We start from the raw sequence: 16,033 nt of genomic DNA, 5'->3' as shown, positions 1-16,033 counted from the left end.
GCATCGATAATTTATCTATTTTATGCAAAACCCTGCCATCGACGGCTCTCTTTATTGACTCACAGTCAACACTGTTGTGCGCCAGTTCGCATTTTTCCCTGAGGTGTAAAAGATTACACTCCGTTTCAGCAATATGGCGACCCTACTAGGCGGTGGTCATAACCTATTCTGATTCTGACAGGGGCAGTGAACCGATGAGCAATATCCTGATTATTAACGCCAAGAAACAATTCGGCCATTCCAACGGCGAACTAAACCAAACTCTGAGCGACGTAGCGGAAAGCTTTCTGCGCGATGGCAAGCACGATGTGCAGGTCACCGTGGTCGATGATGGCTACGACATTGAAACCGAAGTACAAAAATACCTGTGGGCCGATGCGGTGATCTATCAGATGCCTGGCTGGTGGATGGGTGAGCCCTGGATCCTGAAAAAATACATCGATGAAGTGTTCACCGCTGGCCACGGTAGCCTGTACGCCAGCGATGGCCGCACCCGCGCCGATGCGGCGAAAAAATACGGTTCCGGCGGCCTGATTCAGGGTAAAAAATATATGCTGAGCCTGACCTGGAACGCTCCGCTGCAAGCCTTTACCGATCCAGAGCAGTTCTTCGAAGGCGTAGGGGTTGACGGGGTTTATCTGCACTTCCATAAGGCCAACCAGTTCCTGGGAATGGACGCTCTGCCGACCTTTATCTGTAATGATGTGATTAAGCAGCCGGATATCGCGAGTGACATCGCACGTTTCCGCTCGCATCTGGCTGAGGTTTTTGCTTAAGCGTCGCCCCTCACCCTAACCCTCTCCCACAGGGCTGTCTCTTGATCAGATCTCCTGATCAAGAGACTTCGCGAGATTATACCCTTCAACGATATCCTGAAGCTTGAACCAGCCTTCCCACATCACTACCCAGCCCGCACGGCCCGTTCGTTTGCTGTCATACCAGTGCCCCAGTTTTGCCAGATTCAGATACGCCCATTTCAGCGTCGGCGCTTGCTTCGGTAACGCTTTTCCTTCCTGTTTTACCCACAGCAGTTTCCATTCTATTGGGCTTAAGACGCGTTCACAGGACGCATTCAACGTCTCTTCGCTCAGCCCGCCCTGACGCAACGCCAACACCCGAACCGCAATAAAGGCAAGAATGACCACCATACGTTCCAGATTGGCCCGGCTTTGCATGCGAGACGCCTCAACCTGCGTCCCACCACTTTTCCACGCTTTGTGATATTCCTCTATTAACCAGCGACGTTCGTAGTAGCTGATGATGACGCGCGCTTCTGCTGCCGAGCCCACTTTTTCTGAGGTTAACAGATGCCAGCAGGCTCCTTCCGGCTCTTCTTCACGGCAGCAGATATACGTCAACGGTACGGAGGCTCCGGGCTGGTTTGGACGTTTTATTTCAACAGGACAGTAACTGACGAACATCTGTGCCTGACGGGCTGCGCGCCCTCCTTTTTGAACGACATTCAGCCAATGGCTGCCTGTTTGTGTGAGTGTGGCAGGCAACTCGAAGAGTTTATCACTGCTGTCTTCAAGCCGGCGATTTTGTGCCGCCCGGACGACGAAGCGCTGGCCCTGGCTGATTTTATAGTCGAGGTAATGCCAGATATCGGCTTCCCGGTCACAGACCGAGATAACTTGCTGTTGCGTATCGCCGAGCCGCTGCGCCATGAGTTCAGACGCCTGCTGCCATTTGTAACTTTCTTTTTCTTCGTAAGCGTGTTGTTTTCGCTGGTGTTTCTTACCGTATTCAGCGATGTCACGACTCCAGCGCTGCTGGTCGATAAGGCCCACCACTTGTGCCGTTTTGGGTGAGTAAAGCAAGACAGAATGCGCCAGTAGCCCCCGTATTTTAGGGCTGGTCGTTGTATTGCCGAGTTCGTCAAAAGCCGTGGGATGACTGAAGTTGATGGAAGTCGTGTCCTCTAATGCAAGGAGAAGTGGGTGCTCTTTGGCGGCGCTTGCCGTTGCGATGAAACCCGCATCAGCGACGGCTTCCGGCGAGACATTGGGGTTACGCATGAGGCGGTATGCGCCTTCGACTTCGGCAGGGGAATGTGATGATTTCACAATAGAAAGTCCTGTGTGTTGAGCCAGTGAAGCAGTGAGTTTCACCAGGCGATGAGTCCTGCGTTTGTCGCCGAGTTGAGCAAGACCGAAAGTGTCTTGAGCCCATGAATCACAATCAGAAAGCACCATACTAAAAACCGAAGGAAGGGAGAATATCAAAACAGATCAACAGACAGGAAAAAAGTTCAAAAACCCCCGACGAGTATGTCGGGGAGTTGTGTATAAGAGACAGCTCCCCAAGGGAGAGCAGCTGTGTTTAAAGTCAACGGGTGATGATTAATTTGTCACCCATTTTTTATTATCCCGCAACATCGCATTCAGGATGGTTAGCAGCTTTCTCACGCAGGCGGTCACCGCCACCTTGAACGGTTTTCCACGCCCTGTCAGGCGCTCGTAGAACTCCCGGATTGTCGGGTTGTACCGCACCGCTGACAAGGTCGCCATGTATAGCGCTGAACGCACCGCGCTTCGCCCTCCCCAGATACTTCGCTTCCCTTTCATTTTTCCACTGTCATGGGCATAGGGACACACGCCAACCAACGCGCTTATCTTGTGCCGATTCAGCTTCCCCAGCTCCGGCAACATCGCAAGAAGCACCGCCATCGTTGTCGGCCCGATACCTTTGACTTCCTCCAACAACGTCGCCTTTTCCTGCCACAGAGGCATTACTTTTATTTGCCTGTCGATGTCGTCATCGGCATCCCGGATTTCAGCGGTCAGCCAGTCGATATGCCGCTTGATGCCCGCTGAGACCACCACGTCATCGCAGCTTTTATAGCGGTTTATCTCCATGGTCCGGTTATCGACCAGTTGGCGACGGCGGGTCACCATCCCGGCCAGACGCTGCGTCTGTTCGTCCGGTGTGGCGCGGGCTTCGGGCTCCATTCTCCGGCCAAACTCGCAGATGATACGCGCATCATTCGGGTCGGTTTTGTACAGGGTCCCTAGCGCACGAGCGAAGTTCTTCACCTGGCGTGGATTGACCACGGCCACAGGTAACCCAGCCAACTCAAGCGTGGCGGCCAGTAATGAGTGATATCTGCCTGTCGCCTCCATCACGACAAGCTTGACGGTGATGGCAGAGAGCGAACTCAGCAGCTGTTGATGGCCTTCCGGTGTGTTATCCAGATGCAGAAGCTGACGAGTTGGGTCGATGTATACGTCAAAAGTGTCTTTGGCAATGTCGATACCGACGGTTGCATGTTCAGTCATTTCAAGTCTCCCGGCCTTGTAAGATACGGGCTGGCTGATGCCGCCCTGGCAGCTGTTCGGGTTAACAGGAAAACTGACGCCACGCCATAAGCTCTCCCACGGGCTTGTTGTCCCAGAGGGAAATCGGGCTGTAGCGTCAGGTACAACTCGGTTAAAGTCTATCCGCCTTTGGGCGGCTAACTAACTTAAGTGCCTTTAAACATACAAGGGTTAGGCTTAAAGGTTAGCAGCATGCCCCCTTATCTCTCACACAGATCTACAGCGTCTGCACATCAAGGTTTGCGCTGACATAATCCAGAAAACAGGTAATGCGTGCGGCCAATTGCGTATTGCGGTAATACACCGCATTGATTGGCTGGCGCACGTCCAGCGTTTCTTCTTCCAGTAGCACTATCAACCGCCCTTCCCGCTGATCTTCCCGCGTCATAAAATCCGCTAACTGCACGATGCCTACTCCACTTAGTGCCAGTTGCCGCAGCGTTTCACCGCTGGACGCCGACAGCGTTGGGGTAATGGCAAAATGCTCCGCCTGCTGGTTGCGCAACGGCCACAGATTCAGCGATTCTGGCTGGGTGAACCCCAGCAGGCAATGCTGATTGAGTTCGTCAACGCTCTGCGGAGCACCGAAGCGGGCAATATATTCCGGGCTGGCGAGAATACGTAACCGGCTAGCCCCAAGAAGGCGCGCGTGGATGGTCGAGTCGCGCAATGTGCCGATGCGAATGGCGATATCGGTGCGCTTCTCCAATAGATCGATAATCTGGTTATCGGTATGCAGTTCCAGATCAATCTGCGGAAAACGTTGGCGAAAACCCGCCACCAGCGGCACGATCACGCGATCCATAAAGGGTGCCGCTGCGTTGACCCGCAGCCGACCGGCCGGGATCTGGCGACGCAACGCCATCTGCTCTTCGGCATTCTCCACCGAGTTGATAATCTCACGCGCATTAGCCAAAAAGCTCTGACCTTCTTCGGTCAGTTCCAGGCGGCGGGTGGTTCGGCGTAATAAGGTGGTGTTGAGTTTTTTTTCCAGGCGGCTTAGCGCACGACTGATGCCAGAAGTGGTCTGGCCAAGCTGTTCCGCAGCGGAGGTGATGGAGCCGCTATCGACCACCGAAGTGAACGCGAGCAATTCGTCGAGGGTAATTTTCATGCTTTCCGCCCTGAATATCGGGCGCAGTCTGCCGCGCCTCTACGGGATTGAGGCAGGGGCCGGTATCCCGGCCCCTGGGCATCAGACCGACAGGTCGGCCATGTCACCTTTATCCTGCAGCCAGTTGCGGCGATCTTCCGAACGCTTCTTCGCCAGCAGCATATCCATCAGCGCCATGGTTTGATCCGTATTCTCGTCATCGATGGTCAACTGCACCAGACGGCGAGTGTTGGGATCGAGCGTGGTTTCACGCAGTTGCAGCGGATTCATCTCGCCCAACCCTTTGAAACGCTGGACGTTCGGTTTACCTTTCTTGCGCTTCAATTGATCCAGCACACCGGCTTTTTCTTCTTCGTCGAGGGCGTAATAAACTTCTTTACCCAGATCGATGCGATACAACGGCGGCATCGCTACATAGACGTGGCCACCTTTAACCAGCGCACTGAAGTGGCGCACAAACAGCGCACACAACAGCGTGGCGATGTGCAGGCCGTCGGAGTCCGCATCCGCCAGGATACAGATTTTGCCGTAACGCAGTTGGCTGAGATCTTCGCTGTCCGGATCGATGCCGATCGCCACTGAGATATCATGCACTTCCTGCGAGGCCAGCACTTCGTCAGAAGAGACTTCCCAGGTGTTCAGGATCTTCCCTTTCAGCGGCATGATCGCCTGATATTCACGATCGCGTGCCTGTTTGGCCGAGCCACCCGCCGAGTCCCCTTCCACCAGGAACAGTTCGGTCATGCTCAGATCCTGCGAGGTGCAATCCGCCAGTTTGCCCGGCAGTGCTGGCCCGCTGGTCAGTTTTTTACGCACCACTTTTTTCGCCGCACGCAAACGGCGCTGGGCGCTGGAGATCGCCAGTTCAGCCAGTTGTTCGGCCGCCTGCACGTTCTGGTTCAGCCACAGGCTGAAGGCATCTTTCACTACGCCGGAAACAAACGCCGCACACTGGCGCGACGACAAACGCTCTTTGGTCTGCCCGGCGAATTGTGGATCCTGCATTTTCACCGACAGCACGTAAGCACAGCGATCCCAGATATCTTCGGCAGAAAGCTTCACGCCGCGTGGCAGAATATTGCGGAACTCGCAAAATTCACGCATCGCATCCAGCAAGCCCTGACGCAAACCGTTAACGTGAGTACCGCCCTGCATGGTCGGGATCAGGTTGACGTAGCTCTCCGTCAGCAGTTCCCCGCCTTCTGGCAGCCACAGCAGCGCCCAATCCACCGCCTCGGTATCACCGGCAAAGTTACCGACAAACGCTTTTTCCGGCAGGGTAATCAGGCCGTTCACCGCCTCCATCAGATAATCGGTGAGGCCATCCTGGTAGCACCAACGCTGCTCGGTGTTATTCAGCTTGTCGATAAAGTAGATTTCAACGCCGGGGCACAGCACCGCTTTGGCTTTCAGCAGGTGCGACAGGCGGGAAACCGAGAAGCGCGGGCTATCGAAGAACTGCTCATCAGGCCAGAAGTGAATGCTGGTGCCGGTGTTGCGTTTGCCGCAGCTACCGGTCACCGCCAATTCCTGCACTTTGTCGCCGTTTTCAAACGCAATGCCGTAGACGTTACCGTCGCGCTTAACGCTGACTTCCACGCGCTTTGACAGGGCGTTGACCACCGAGATGCCCACGCCGTGCAGGCCGCCGGAGAACTGGTAGTTTTTATTGGAGAATTTACCGCCCGCGTGCAGACGACACATGATCAACTCAACCGCCGGTACGCCTTCTTCCGGGTGGATATCCACCGGCATGCCGCGGCCGTCGTCGATCACTTCCAGTGACTGATCGGCGTGCAGAATCACATCGATACGCTTGGCGTGGCCCGCCAGCGCTTCATCGACGCTGTTATCAATCACCTCTTGGCCGAGGTGGTTCGGGCGCGTCGTGTCGGTATACATACCGGGACGGCGGCGCACTGGTTCTAGACCGCTGAGTACTTCAATGGCATCAGCGTTATAGCTGGATTGAGTCATCGTTGATTATTTTTCGTGGTTAAGGGGAGGTGCTGGAACCACCTGTCTCTTCAGTATACCTGCGGTACTTGAAGTTGCAGCGGTGTCATAGCCCTAAAAAATCCACAATCTGGGGGAAGTAGTGCTCGAAACCGACGAAGGCGTGGTTTCCACCAGATTCCACCGTTTGCCGACAGGCGGTGTAATAAGCCACAGCCTGGCCGTAATCGAGGATTTCATCGCCCGTTTGTTGTAGCAACCAGATTAAATCCGGCGACTCCAAGGGATCGATCTGCATCACTTTCAGATCGTAAACGTGGCGTGACTCTAACACATATTGCTGGCCGGTGTAGGGGTTCTCGTTTGGCCCGAGATAGTCGATCAACAGCTCAAACGGCTTCACCGCCGGGTTAACCACCACCGCGGGCAACGCAAAACACTGCGACAGCCAGGTGGCGTAGTAACCCCCTAATGAGGAACCCACCACGCCCAACGTATGGCCAGCACGCTCCATAACCAGATTTTCGAGCATTTCGGCTGCGTCTTCCGGGTAAGGCGGCAGCTGCGGCACCAGCATGTCGATCTCTGGGTGATGCTCAGCCAGCCACGCCTTGAAAGAGGTTGCCTTGGCCGAGAGCGGCGAACTGTTAAAGCCGTGCAGATAAAGTAATGTTGAAGGCATCAGTAGCCGTCCGAGTCCATATCGGGGCGGAAATCGTCGTTTTCCAGCCGGAATACCTGGGTTTCCACGCGGCCATCGGGCAGCAGATCAAGGTAGCGCCAGCCAGGGGAGACTTCGTCGATAGTAAAATTGGTGCAGTGCGGTTTGAATTGCACGCAGGTAGAGGGAGAAGCCAGCAGGCGACGCCCTTGCCAGTCGAGATCCAGTTCCTGGTGAATATGCCCGCACAGCAGGGTATTCACTTTCGGATAACGCACCAGCGCCGCAGCCAGCATGTGCGAGTTGCGCAGGCTGTGCTGATCGAGCCAGCTACAGCCACAAGGGAACGGATGGTGATGCAGCAACAGCAACGTATAGCGCTCTGGGTAAGCCGTGAGGCAACGCTCCATCCATTCCAACTGGTAGTCGCTCAGTTCGCCGTGCGGCACGCCGAACACCTGGCTGTCCAACAGCAGCACCTGCCAGTTATCCCCCAGCAAAATATGCTTTGAAGGGGTGATCCTGGCGGCCGCCAGTGCGTCAACCATCGCCGGTTGGAAATCGTGATTACCCGGCAGCCACACACAGGGAGCGGGCAAGCGAATAATACCTTCAGCAAAATGCCGGTAGGCGGCCAGTGAATGATCCTGTGCCAGATCGCCGGTCGCCACGATCAGATCGCTCTCCCACTGCTGGGCGATGATCGCATCCAGCACGGCGTGATAGCTGGAATAGGTATTGATGCCCAGCAAGGTCTCATTTTTGCCAGCAAAAAGGTGGGTATCAGTTATTTGCAGGATCCTGACCGTTTCCCCACTCACCACGGGCAGTTTCAACAGGCTTTCCAAATGGTGTCCTTTGTTATTGCAGTCTGTCTAACAAACCGGAACCGCCACCGCTCCATGCGCTAAACAATAGCGCAACCAATCAGCAAGAAACTGGTTAATTTGATGCTTTTCGTCACGTTGATGCAACTTTTTATTCGGATAATCATAACGCGCTTTAAATCGGTAGATCTGCTGGCTGGAACACACTTCCGCAACCATCGCGTCATAATACAGCCGCACCGTCATGGCAGGCAGGCTCCAGTAGCTGACCGCAGGCGCAATCTGCTCAATTTCCACCAGCGAGGTATAACGCGTAGATTCAACAATAGTCAGACGATAACTGGCGCCGTTCACCTGATAAGTCACGATTTCACCCACTTCGTCGTTGCGCGGCAGCAAACGGCGTAATTGTGCGAAATTGGTTTCACACAATCTCATCATTTCCGGAAAATCAGGGGTATAGCGCTTTTGCATTCAGTCGACCCATTCTGCTTTAAGCGATTGATGGTGCAACGCCAGCCACTGCAATGCAATCACTGATGCGGCGTTGTCAATCGCGCCTTCTTCAACCCAGCGGTAAGCCTGCTCACGGCTGACCACGTGGACACGGATGTCTTCATTCTCTTCTTCCAGTCCATGGATCCCTTCCGCCGTCAGAGCGTCGACTTCACCCACCATGATCGATAGGCGCTCGCTGGTGCCGCCGGGGCTGGCCAAGTAACTCAGCACCGGCTTGCAGCGCCCGACCACAACACCGGCCTCTTCCAGCGCTTCACGGCGGCAGACATCCTCAACGCTTTCCCCGGTTTCGATAATACCCGCCACCATTTCCAGCAGCCAAGGGGAAACCGAGGTATCGATCGCCGCAATACGCAGTTGTTCAATCAATACCACTTCGTCACGCACCGGGTCATAGGGTAGCAGCACAGCCGCATGGCCGCGCTCAAAAATCTCGCGTTTTACCTCGCCGCTCATTTCACCATTGAACAAACGGTGACGAAACCGGTATAAATTAAGCGAAAAAAAACCACGATATAGCGTCTCACGTGCAATAATTTCTACATCATTTTCATCAAAAGTAACGGGCGAAGGTTGCAAGCGGTTCATCTGGCGCATTCTCCTGTGTAAGTATGCCGGTAAAATAAACAGTTTTGATGACAGAAACGGCAAGGTCATCTTCCCCGGCTTTGTGATAGATTGTGAACCATGATATCAGGTGATGCATGTGCAAACAGTCAAGCGTAGGTCAACGTAGCGTCCTGAAAGGTAAAAGTTCTGTGAGATGGCACATTAAGCCAACTTAAGCCATCAGCGGACTCTGCTAGAATCGGCAACTATTTCGTCTATCGTCAGCGCTAACATAGCAATATTGCTGCACAACAAGGAATGCAAATGAAGAAACTGCTCCCCCTTCTTATCGGACTGAGCCTGGGTGGCTTCAGTGCAATGAGCCAAGCAGAAAACCTGTTGCAGGTTTACAAACAGGCGAGGGAAAGTAACCCTGATCTGCGTAAAACGGCTGCTGACCGTGATGCGGCGTTCGAAAAAATCAGCGAGGCACGCAGCCCGCTGCTGCCACAGCTTGGATTATCTGCCGGTTACAACCATACCAACGGTTTCCGTGATGCAAACGGCGTCAACAGCAATGCCACCAGCGGTTCTCTGGCGCTGACCCAGACCATTTTTGATATGTCCAAATGGCGTGCGCTGACGCTACAGGAAAAAACCGCCGGTATTTCGGATGTCACTTTCCAGACCGCTTCTCAGAAGTTAATCCTTGATACTGCCACCGCCTACTTCAACGTATTGCAGGCGATTGATTCGCTGTCTTATGTTCAGGCCAACAAACTGGCGGTTTACCGTACTCTGGATCAGACCACCCAGCGCTTTAACGTGGGCCTGGTGGCGATTACCGATGTGCAGAACGCCCGCTCCAACTATGATACCGTGCTGGCCAATGAAGTGACCGCGCGTAACAATCTGGATAACGCGGTAGAAAGCCTGCGTCAGATCACCGGTACTTTCTACCCGGAACTGGCTTCGCTCAATACTGACAAATTCAGCACTCAACGCCCGGATGCGGTGAATAACCTGCTGAAAGAAGCCGAGAAACGCAACCTGAGCCTGCTTTCTGCGCGCTTGAGCCAGGATCTGGCCCGCGAGCAGATCAAATCGGCAGAAACCGGCTATATGCCGACTATTGATGTGTCTGCATCTACCGGTATTACCAATACGAGAAATAGCGGTTCCAACAACCCTTCGCCTAGCCGGGATAATGGTCAAAACCAGGTCGGTGTCAGTTTAAACCTGCCACTGTATAACGGTGGTGTGACCAACTCGCGGGTGCAACAGGCGCAGTACAACTTTGTCGGTGCCAGTGAGCAGTTAGAAAGCGCGCACCGCAGCGTAGTGCAAACCGTGCGTTCTTCTTTCAACAACGTCTCTGCCTCTGTCAGCAGCATCAACGCTTACAAACAGGCGGTGATCTCTGCCCAGAGTTCACTGGACGCGACCGAAGCCGGTTATGAGGTGGGCACACGTACCATCGTCGACGTGCTGAATGCTACCACCACGCTGTATAACGCCAAGCAGCAGCTTTCCAGCGCGCGTTACTCCTATCTGATCAATCAGTTGAACATCAAATCGGCGCTCGGTACGCTGAATGAAAACGATCTGATGATGATGAATGGCGTGTTGGGTAAACCTACCTCGACCTCCCCGGACGTCGTAGCACCCGAAACCGCGGCACAGCCCGCAAGCGGCAATATGACGCGTAACTGATCGTTGTAAGCATCACGGGGCTCGGCCATGTCGGGCCCCGTTTTTTATTCCCCTGCCAACGTTGATTGTCCCTCGTCACCAGTAACTAATAGCTAAGCTGTAACACTCCACGCGCGGCATCCAGCATCGCTTTCTGCCCGGTGCGGGTTTTGCTCATGCAATCGTGCATACCCACCACCATCGGGATCCCCATCGCTTTCGCCAGAATAGCGGAATGCGATAACGCATGACCACCACTCAGGCAGATACCGAGCACCATCCGCCGATCGAGCATCACCACATCCGAAGGCATCAGTTCATCCATCACCAGAATGGATGGCGCGCTGAGAGCGATCGGCGGGATCGGCTGCTGCTGCAAGTGGCTCAACGTGCGGCGCAATATGTCGCGCACATCTTGTTCACGCGCGCGCAGATACTCATCCTCCAGTGCCAAACATCCAGCAGCAATCTGCTCCAGTTCCTGTTGCCACGCCTGTTCGGCACTACAGCGTTCCTGGGCGATGCGGGTATAGGCTGCCTGTTGCAGATCTGGATCGTCCAGCAACATGCTGTGAGCCCCGAATATCGCCGCCTGCGCTTTACCCACCAGCATAGCGGTGCGATCCGCCAGTTTGTTAAGATCGCTCAACGTGTGCTGCAAAGCGATGCGCAACCGCTGCTGCTCATGCAGTGCATTGTCTGACGCCGCCAGCCGCACGCTCATCTGCGGCCAAAAGCTGAAAACCTGCCAGATCGGACCGCTGCTGACGCTATCTTCTACCGGGATACCGTGCAACGAAGGCTGTTGCGGTTCAGAAACCGTCTCGCCAAAATGCTGCTCCGCCAATGCCTTGAATGCGGCCAGCGCGGCATCCGCCTGCGGGCCATTGGCGATCAGGCGGATGGTGTCACCCTGATGGATTTGCAACAGTGCTAGCTGATTCAGGCTCAGGGGGCTGGCGCATTGGCCGTGTTTTTCCAATACCAGTTCCGCATCAAAGGGTGCTAGCACCTCCGCTAAACGCGCCGCCGGGCGGGCATGCAGACCATGCGGGTTGCGTATCTTCCAACTCAGGCTTTTGCCCTCTTTCAATGGCAGATCCACCGGGGTGCTAGCGGGCTTGCCCTCACAGAGTTGCACCTGTTTAGCCAGCAGCGCGCCCTGCGCTTCTGCCATCACCTGTTCCAAGCTACCCCCGGAGTTGGCCGCGACGACCGCCGCCAGCGTGCCTTCCACCAGTGGTGCAGAACACAGCACCACCTTGGCGGCCAGTTGCGGATCCAGCAGATCAAGCGCCGTTTCCGCACTCAACAACGCGCTGCCAAGATCCATCAGCACCAGGATCCCATCCCCCTCGGATACCGACTCGATCGCTGCCATGACGTTGATCGCATCCGTGCCGATCGGATGATCGGCATCGTCGATCCCCGCAGCCAGTGCCAATTTGCAGCCGTCGCCACGCATCATCTGCCGGGCAAGCTCCTCTACGCCACGCGCCAGTTGAGCACTGTGTGAAACGATAACGATATTGATCATCCGGCCTCCTCCACTACCTCAGCCAACGCTTTTATCAGCAACATGACCGAGGTCGCCCCCGGATCCTGATGGCCGATACTGCGCTCGCCCAAATAGCTGGCACGCCCTTTGCGCGCTTGCATGGGGATCGTGGCCTGCACCGCCAGTTCAGCACACAAGGCGGCCTGCTGTAGAGCCTGCACCATACTAAGCTGTTGCTGCACCGACTGGCCTAGACTGGCTAACACCGGCCACCAAACATCACACAGAGTCTTATCCCCCGGTTCCGCCTTGCCGCGCATCACCACTCCCGCAACACCTTCCTGGATTACCTGTTGCAACTCCGCCAGATCCAGGCTTTGCTTGGCATTGGCTGCCTGTGCCGCGCGGATAAAAAAAGTACCGAACAGCGGGCCACTGGCACCGCCCACGCTGGAAAGCAGCGTCATACCGGTGTGCTTCAGAATAGAACCGATATCTTGATCGGCCACTGAAGGCAACTTTTCCACCACTTTATTAAAACCACGGCTCATGTTCAGGCCGTGGTCACCGTCGCCAATGTCGGTATCCAACTGAGTTAAAAAATCACGCTCGCGGGTAAAAACCTCAGCGCAACGCAGCAACCAGTCCACCACCTGTTGTTTGCTTAACGTCATGTTTTCTCCTCAACCCCAGCGCAGCGCAGGGGTTTTCACCGGCGCATCCCACAGTGATAACAACTCGTCATCCACTTGCAGCAAAGTGATGGAAACCCCCTGCATATCCAGCGAGGTGCAGTATGAACCCACCAGATTACGTTCAATGATCACCCCTGCCTCTGCACAGCGCTCTGCCAAACGGTGGTAAACGCCATACAATTCGGAAAGCGGCGTGGCCCCCAGATTATTCACCAGCGCAATGACCCGATCGCCGCGTGCTAGAGCCCGCTTGCTCTGGCTTTCATCGCGCCACTCCCCAGGTGTGCGATCCCAAACGCGGTTCTGGCGCTGATAAGGGCCGTGTTCAATCAGGGTATGGAACATATCATCGACGGCCTGGTTGAGAGTCGTGAATGGCCGCCGTTCGATGCCCGGTTCGCCATGGATCCCCACACCAAACTCCATCTCGTTGTCTGCCAAAGTAAACGATGGCCTGCCAGCAGCCGGAACGGTACAGGCACCGAGTGCGATACCGATCGAATGCCCCTGGTTGTTGATTTTGTGGCCCAGCGCCACCAGGGCATCCAAGTCATCGCCCCTTACCGCCGCTGCGCCAAGCAGCTTCTCCATCAGCACCGTGTTGGCCACACCACGCCGCCCGGCGGTAAATAGGCTGTCTTTGACCGCCACGTCGTCATCTACCAACACGGTTGCCACCATCATGCCGCTGTCGTGTAATAATTCGGTCGCCGTCTCAAAATTCATTACGTCGCCGGTATAGTTCTTGATGATCAGCAAGACGCCAGCGCCGCCGTCGATAGCCTGACCACATTCGTACATGTTATCTGGCGTCGGTGAAGTGAAAATCTCCCCCGGGCAAGCGCCATCCAGCATTCCTTCCCCGACAAAACCACAGTGCATCGGTTCATGGCCACTCCCGCCGCCGGACAGGATCGCCACTTTGCCGGGAATCGGCCCTGCTGCACGGGTCACAAATACCGGCTCCTGATGCACCAGCAGTTCCGGGTGGGCTTCGCCCATGCCCAGCAACTGTTCGTTCAGTACCGACTCAACCTTATTGATCAGCTTTTTCACGATTCACTCCTCTGTTGGAAATGCCGATACGCCGTTATTGAGTTTGGCTATACACGCCGAGAGCCCGTTGGCGGGCTGGAGAAAATTTAAGCATCACAGGCTGCATGATGTTGCATAACAGTACTCATATAAAGCTTTCTCCCGCCGTAAAGCGAACTGGCGCACATCGCAACGTATAACTGCGTAAAGAGTGGATTCTATGGGCATTTTCGCTTTAATTATGACCATCTTTCCCCTATCCTTACGGCCTACTACTGGGTAAGGGCGAATACAGCCCAAATGATGAGATTACTAACGATGAAACGGACAAAAAACATCAACCGAGATACATTCCGCAAATCCTGGCGTGTTGCGCCCGTGGCTTTGGCGATCAGCGCAGTCTTTATGCTGGCCGGCTGCGAACAGGCGGATGAAACGGTTTCTCTGTATCAAAATTCCGACGACTGTTCGCGCGCCAATCCTTCGATGAGCGAGCAATGCACCACTGCGTACAACAACGCGATGAAAGAAGCCGAGAAAACCGCGCCGAAGTACTCCACCCGTGAAGATTGCGTAGCCGAATTCGGCGAAACGCAATGTGCTCAAACTCAGGCGCCTGCACAGGCAGGTATGGCCGCAGAGTCGCAAAGCAGCGGCAGCATGTGGATGCCATTGATGGCGGGCTACATGATGGGCCGGATGATGGGCGGTTCAGGTTTCGCCCAGCAACCGCTGTTCACCTCTAAAAACGGTGCTAGCCCGGCAAACGGCAAGTTCGTGGATGCCACCGGCAAGAGCTATGGCCCGGCAACCGCAGGCGGCCGTACCATGACCGTGCCTAAAACCGCCATGGCCCCTAAACCGGCGGTGACCAAAACCATCACCCGTGGTGGTTTCGGTGAAAGCGTCGCCAAGCAGACCAGCATGCAGCGCAGCAGCGCAACCTCCAGTTCCAGCTCGCGTAGCATGGGCGGTTAAGGCATGAAACGCGTTGCGATTACCGAGCGCCCGGACTGGCGCGAAAAAGCCACTGAATTTGGTTTCCAGTTCCACACCATGTACGGCGAGCCGTACTGGTGTGAAGACGCCTATTACCAGTTCACCCTGGAACAGATCGAAGAGATCGAAAACGCTACCGCAGAATTGCATCAAATGTGCCTGAAAGCGGTGAAGCGAGTGGTCAACAGCGACGAGTTGATGACCAAGTTCTGTATTCCAAAGCATACCTGGGAGTTTGTTCGCAGTTCTTGGCGTACCCATCAGCCTTCGCTGTATTCGCGCCTCGATCTGGCTTATGACGGTGTGAATCCACCCAAGCTGCTGGAGAACAACGCCGATACGCCCACATCGCTGTATGAAGCGGCTTTCTTCCAATGGCTGTGGCTGGAAGATCAGATCAACGCTGGCAAGCTGGATCCCGAGTCCGATCAGTACAATAGCCTGCAAGAAAAACTGATCGAACGCTTTGCCGATCTGCAAGCCAATCACGGTTTTAACCTGCTGCATCTGGCCTGCTGCCAAGACAGCGAAGAAGATCGCGGTACGGTGCAATATCTGCAAGATTGTGCGCTGGAAGCTGGTCTGCCGACCGAATTCCTGTTTATGGAAGAGATCGGCCTTGGGGAAAGAGGCCAGTTTACCGATCTGCAAAACCAGGTTATCGGTAACCTGTTTAAGCTTTATCCGTGGGAATTCATGCTGCGCGAAATGTTTTCCACCAAGCTGGAAGACGCTGGCGTGCGCTGGCTGGAACCGGCCTGGAAGAGCATTATCTCCAACAAGGCGCTGTTGCCGCTGCTGTGGGAAATGTTCCCCAACCATCCGAACCTGTTACCGGCTTACTTTGCGCAAGACGATCATCCGCAGATGGATCACTACGTCACCAAACCGCTGTTCTCACGAGAAGGGGCGAATATCCAGATCGTGCAGAACGGCCAGGAAGTGGCGCGCGTTGAAGGGCCATACGGCGAAGAAGGCATGATTGTGCAGCAGTTCCATCCGTTGCCGCAGTTTGAAGGCAGCTATACGCTAATCGGTAGCTGGCTGGTGAACGATCAACCTTGTGGTATCGGCCTGCGGGAAGATCGCGAGTTGATCACCCAGGATCTGTCACGTTTCTATCCGCATATTATTCTTGGCTGATAGTGCTTGGTAATAGATTGGGCGTGGC

The 16,033-nt window shown here is 55.0% G+C and carries 14 protein-coding genes and 1 pseudogene; 4 read left to right on the top strand and 11 right to left on the bottom strand.

Going from position 1 to position 16,033, the window contains the following annotated elements; all coding sequences use genetic code 11:
- Window positions 1–194 precede the first annotated feature (194 nt).
- Window positions 195–776, top strand: coding sequence for an NAD(P)H-dependent oxidoreductase (locus ACX9GT_RS03685; RefSeq protein WP_473189863.1), 582 nt, complete (start codon window positions 195–197; stop codon window positions 774–776).
- Window positions 777–821: 45 nt separating this feature from the next.
- On the opposite strand, the gene ACX9GT_RS03680 is transcribed toward ACX9GT_RS03685, so the two are convergent.
- The 8 genes from ACX9GT_RS03680 to nudF all read right to left on the bottom strand — a co-directional run bounded on the left by ACX9GT_RS03680 (window position 822) and on the right by nudF (window position 8,982).
- A complete protein-coding gene (locus ACX9GT_RS03680; protein ID WP_473189862.1) occupies window positions 822–2,195 on the bottom strand; it encodes an IS4 family transposase in 1,374 nt (457 codons plus the stop codon).
- Between the two features lie 147 nt (window positions 2,196–2,342).
- The gene (locus ACX9GT_RS03675) at window positions 2,343–3,278 is read right to left on the bottom strand and encodes an IS110 family RNA-guided transposase (protein ID WP_473189861.1); all 936 of its coding nucleotides are present in this window, start codon (window positions 3,276–3,278) and stop codon (window positions 2,343–2,345) included.
- A gap of 256 nt (window positions 3,279–3,534) precedes the next feature.
- Window positions 3,535–4,431 (bottom strand): LysR substrate-binding domain-containing protein, encoded by an 897-nt coding sequence (locus tag ACX9GT_RS03670; protein WP_473189860.1) that lies wholly within the window; start codon window positions 4,429–4,431, stop codon window positions 3,535–3,537.
- A gap of 81 nt (window positions 4,432–4,512) precedes the next feature.
- The gene (gene parE / locus ACX9GT_RS03665; RefSeq protein WP_473189859.1) at window positions 4,513–6,408 is read right to left on the bottom strand and encodes a DNA topoisomerase IV subunit B; all 1,896 of its coding nucleotides are present in this window, start codon (window positions 6,406–6,408) and stop codon (window positions 4,513–4,515) included.
- Between the two features lie 85 nt (window positions 6,409–6,493).
- Window positions 6,494–7,069: an esterase YqiA gene (gene yqiA, locus ACX9GT_RS03660; protein ID WP_459400038.1), complete on the bottom strand. Its 576-nt coding sequence runs from the start codon at window positions 7,067–7,069 to the stop codon at window positions 6,494–6,496.
- Window positions 7,069–7,896, bottom strand: coding sequence for a 3',5'-cyclic-AMP phosphodiesterase (gene cpdA / locus ACX9GT_RS03655; RefSeq protein WP_473189858.1), 828 nt, complete (start codon window positions 7,894–7,896; stop codon window positions 7,069–7,071). Before cpdA ends, yqiA begins: the two co-directional genes overlap by 1 nt.
- A 27-nt stretch (window positions 7,897–7,923) precedes the next feature.
- Window positions 7,924–8,349: a DUF1249 family protein gene (locus ACX9GT_RS03650; protein WP_459400040.1), complete on the bottom strand. Its 426-nt coding sequence runs from the start codon at window positions 8,347–8,349 to the stop codon at window positions 7,924–7,926.
- A complete protein-coding gene (gene nudF, locus ACX9GT_RS03645; RefSeq protein ID WP_459400041.1) occupies window positions 8,350–8,982 on the bottom strand; it encodes an ADP-ribose diphosphatase in 633 nt (210 codons plus the stop codon). It abuts the gene before it with no gap.
- A gap of 285 nt (window positions 8,983–9,267) precedes the next feature.
- On the opposite strand from nudF, the pseudogene tolC reads away from it, so the two are divergent.
- Window positions 9,268–10,632 (top strand): annotated as a pseudogene (gene tolC, locus ACX9GT_RS03640) (outer membrane channel protein TolC); the annotation flags it as partial.
- Between the two features lie 109 nt (window positions 10,633–10,741).
- Here tolC and dhaM read toward each other — a convergent pair.
- Genes dhaM through dhaK form a run of 3 tightly spaced genes read right to left on the bottom strand, consistent with a single transcriptional unit; the run spans window position 10,742 to window position 13,884 of the window.
- On the bottom strand, window positions 10,742–12,172 hold the full coding sequence (dhaM, locus tag ACX9GT_RS03635) for a dihydroxyacetone kinase phosphoryl donor subunit DhaM (protein WP_473189857.1): 1,431 nt from the start codon (window positions 12,170–12,172) through the stop codon (window positions 10,742–10,744).
- Entirely contained in the window at window positions 12,169–12,807 is a 639-nt protein-coding gene (gene dhaL / locus ACX9GT_RS03630; RefSeq protein ID WP_473189856.1) for a dihydroxyacetone kinase subunit DhaL, read from the bottom strand. The genes dhaM and dhaL overlap by 4 nt, the downstream gene beginning before the upstream one ends.
- A gap of 9 nt (window positions 12,808–12,816) precedes the next feature.
- A complete protein-coding gene (dhaK, locus tag ACX9GT_RS03625) occupies window positions 12,817–13,884 on the bottom strand; it encodes a dihydroxyacetone kinase subunit DhaK (RefSeq protein WP_473189855.1) in 1,068 nt (355 codons plus the stop codon).
- A gap of 297 nt (window positions 13,885–14,181) precedes the next feature.
- Between dhaK and ACX9GT_RS03620 the strand changes: the two genes are divergently transcribed.
- Both ACX9GT_RS03620 and ACX9GT_RS03615 read left to right on the top strand, forming a co-directional pair.
- On the top strand, window positions 14,182–14,841 hold the full coding sequence (locus ACX9GT_RS03620; protein WP_473189854.1) for a DUF1190 family protein: 660 nt from the start codon (window positions 14,182–14,184) through the stop codon (window positions 14,839–14,841).
- A gap of 3 nt (window positions 14,842–14,844) precedes the next feature.
- Window positions 14,845–16,005 (top strand): glutathionylspermidine synthase family protein, encoded by a 1,161-nt coding sequence (locus ACX9GT_RS03615; RefSeq protein ID WP_473189853.1) that lies wholly within the window; start codon window positions 14,845–14,847, stop codon window positions 16,003–16,005.
- Window positions 16,006–16,033 lie beyond the last annotated feature (28 nt).

The organism is Serratia sp. YWN4 (genome assembly GCF_055790845.1).
Note: the sequence above shows the minus strand (reverse complement) of the source record. Positions and strands in the feature narration are given on the sequence as shown.

Bases quoted from the DNA above. Each gene is read 5' to 3' on its own strand.
- yqiA (WP_459400038.1), bottom strand. From the start codon at position 7,069: ATGCCTTCAACATTACTTTATCTGCACGGCTTTAACAGTTCGCCGCTC.
- ACX9GT_RS03685 (WP_473189863.1), top strand. From the start codon at position 195: ATGAGCAATATCCTGATTATTAACGCCAAGAAACAATTCGGCCATTCC.
- dhaM (WP_473189857.1), bottom strand. From the start codon at position 12,172: ATGATCAATATCGTTATCGTTTCACACAGTGCTCAACTGGCGCGTGGC.
- ACX9GT_RS03615 (WP_473189853.1), top strand. From the start codon at position 14,845: ATGAAACGCGTTGCGATTACCGAGCGCCCGGACTGGCGCGAAAAAGCC.
- ACX9GT_RS03680 (WP_473189862.1), bottom strand. From the start codon at position 2,195: ATGGTGCTTTCTGATTGTGATTCATGGGCTCAAGACACTTTCGGTCTT.
- parE (WP_473189859.1), bottom strand. From the start codon at position 6,408: ATGACTCAATCCAGCTATAACGCTGATGCCATTGAAGTACTCAGCGGT.
- ACX9GT_RS03620 (WP_473189854.1), top strand. From the start codon at position 14,182: ATGAAACGGACAAAAAACATCAACCGAGATACATTCCGCAAATCCTGG.
- ACX9GT_RS03675 (WP_473189861.1), bottom strand. From the start codon at position 3,278: ATGACTGAACATGCAACCGTCGGTATCGACATTGCCAAAGACACTTTT.
- nudF (WP_459400041.1), bottom strand. From the start codon at position 8,982: ATGAACCGCTTGCAACCTTCGCCCGTTACTTTTGATGAAAATGATGTA.
- dhaL (WP_473189856.1), bottom strand. From the start codon at position 12,807: ATGACGTTAAGCAAACAACAGGTGGTGGACTGGTTGCTGCGTTGCGCT.
- ACX9GT_RS03670 (WP_473189860.1), bottom strand. From the start codon at position 4,431: ATGAAAATTACCCTCGACGAATTGCTCGCGTTCACTTCGGTGGTCGAT.
- ACX9GT_RS03650 (WP_459400040.1), bottom strand. From the start codon at position 8,349: ATGCAAAAGCGCTATACCCCTGATTTTCCGGAAATGATGAGATTGTGT.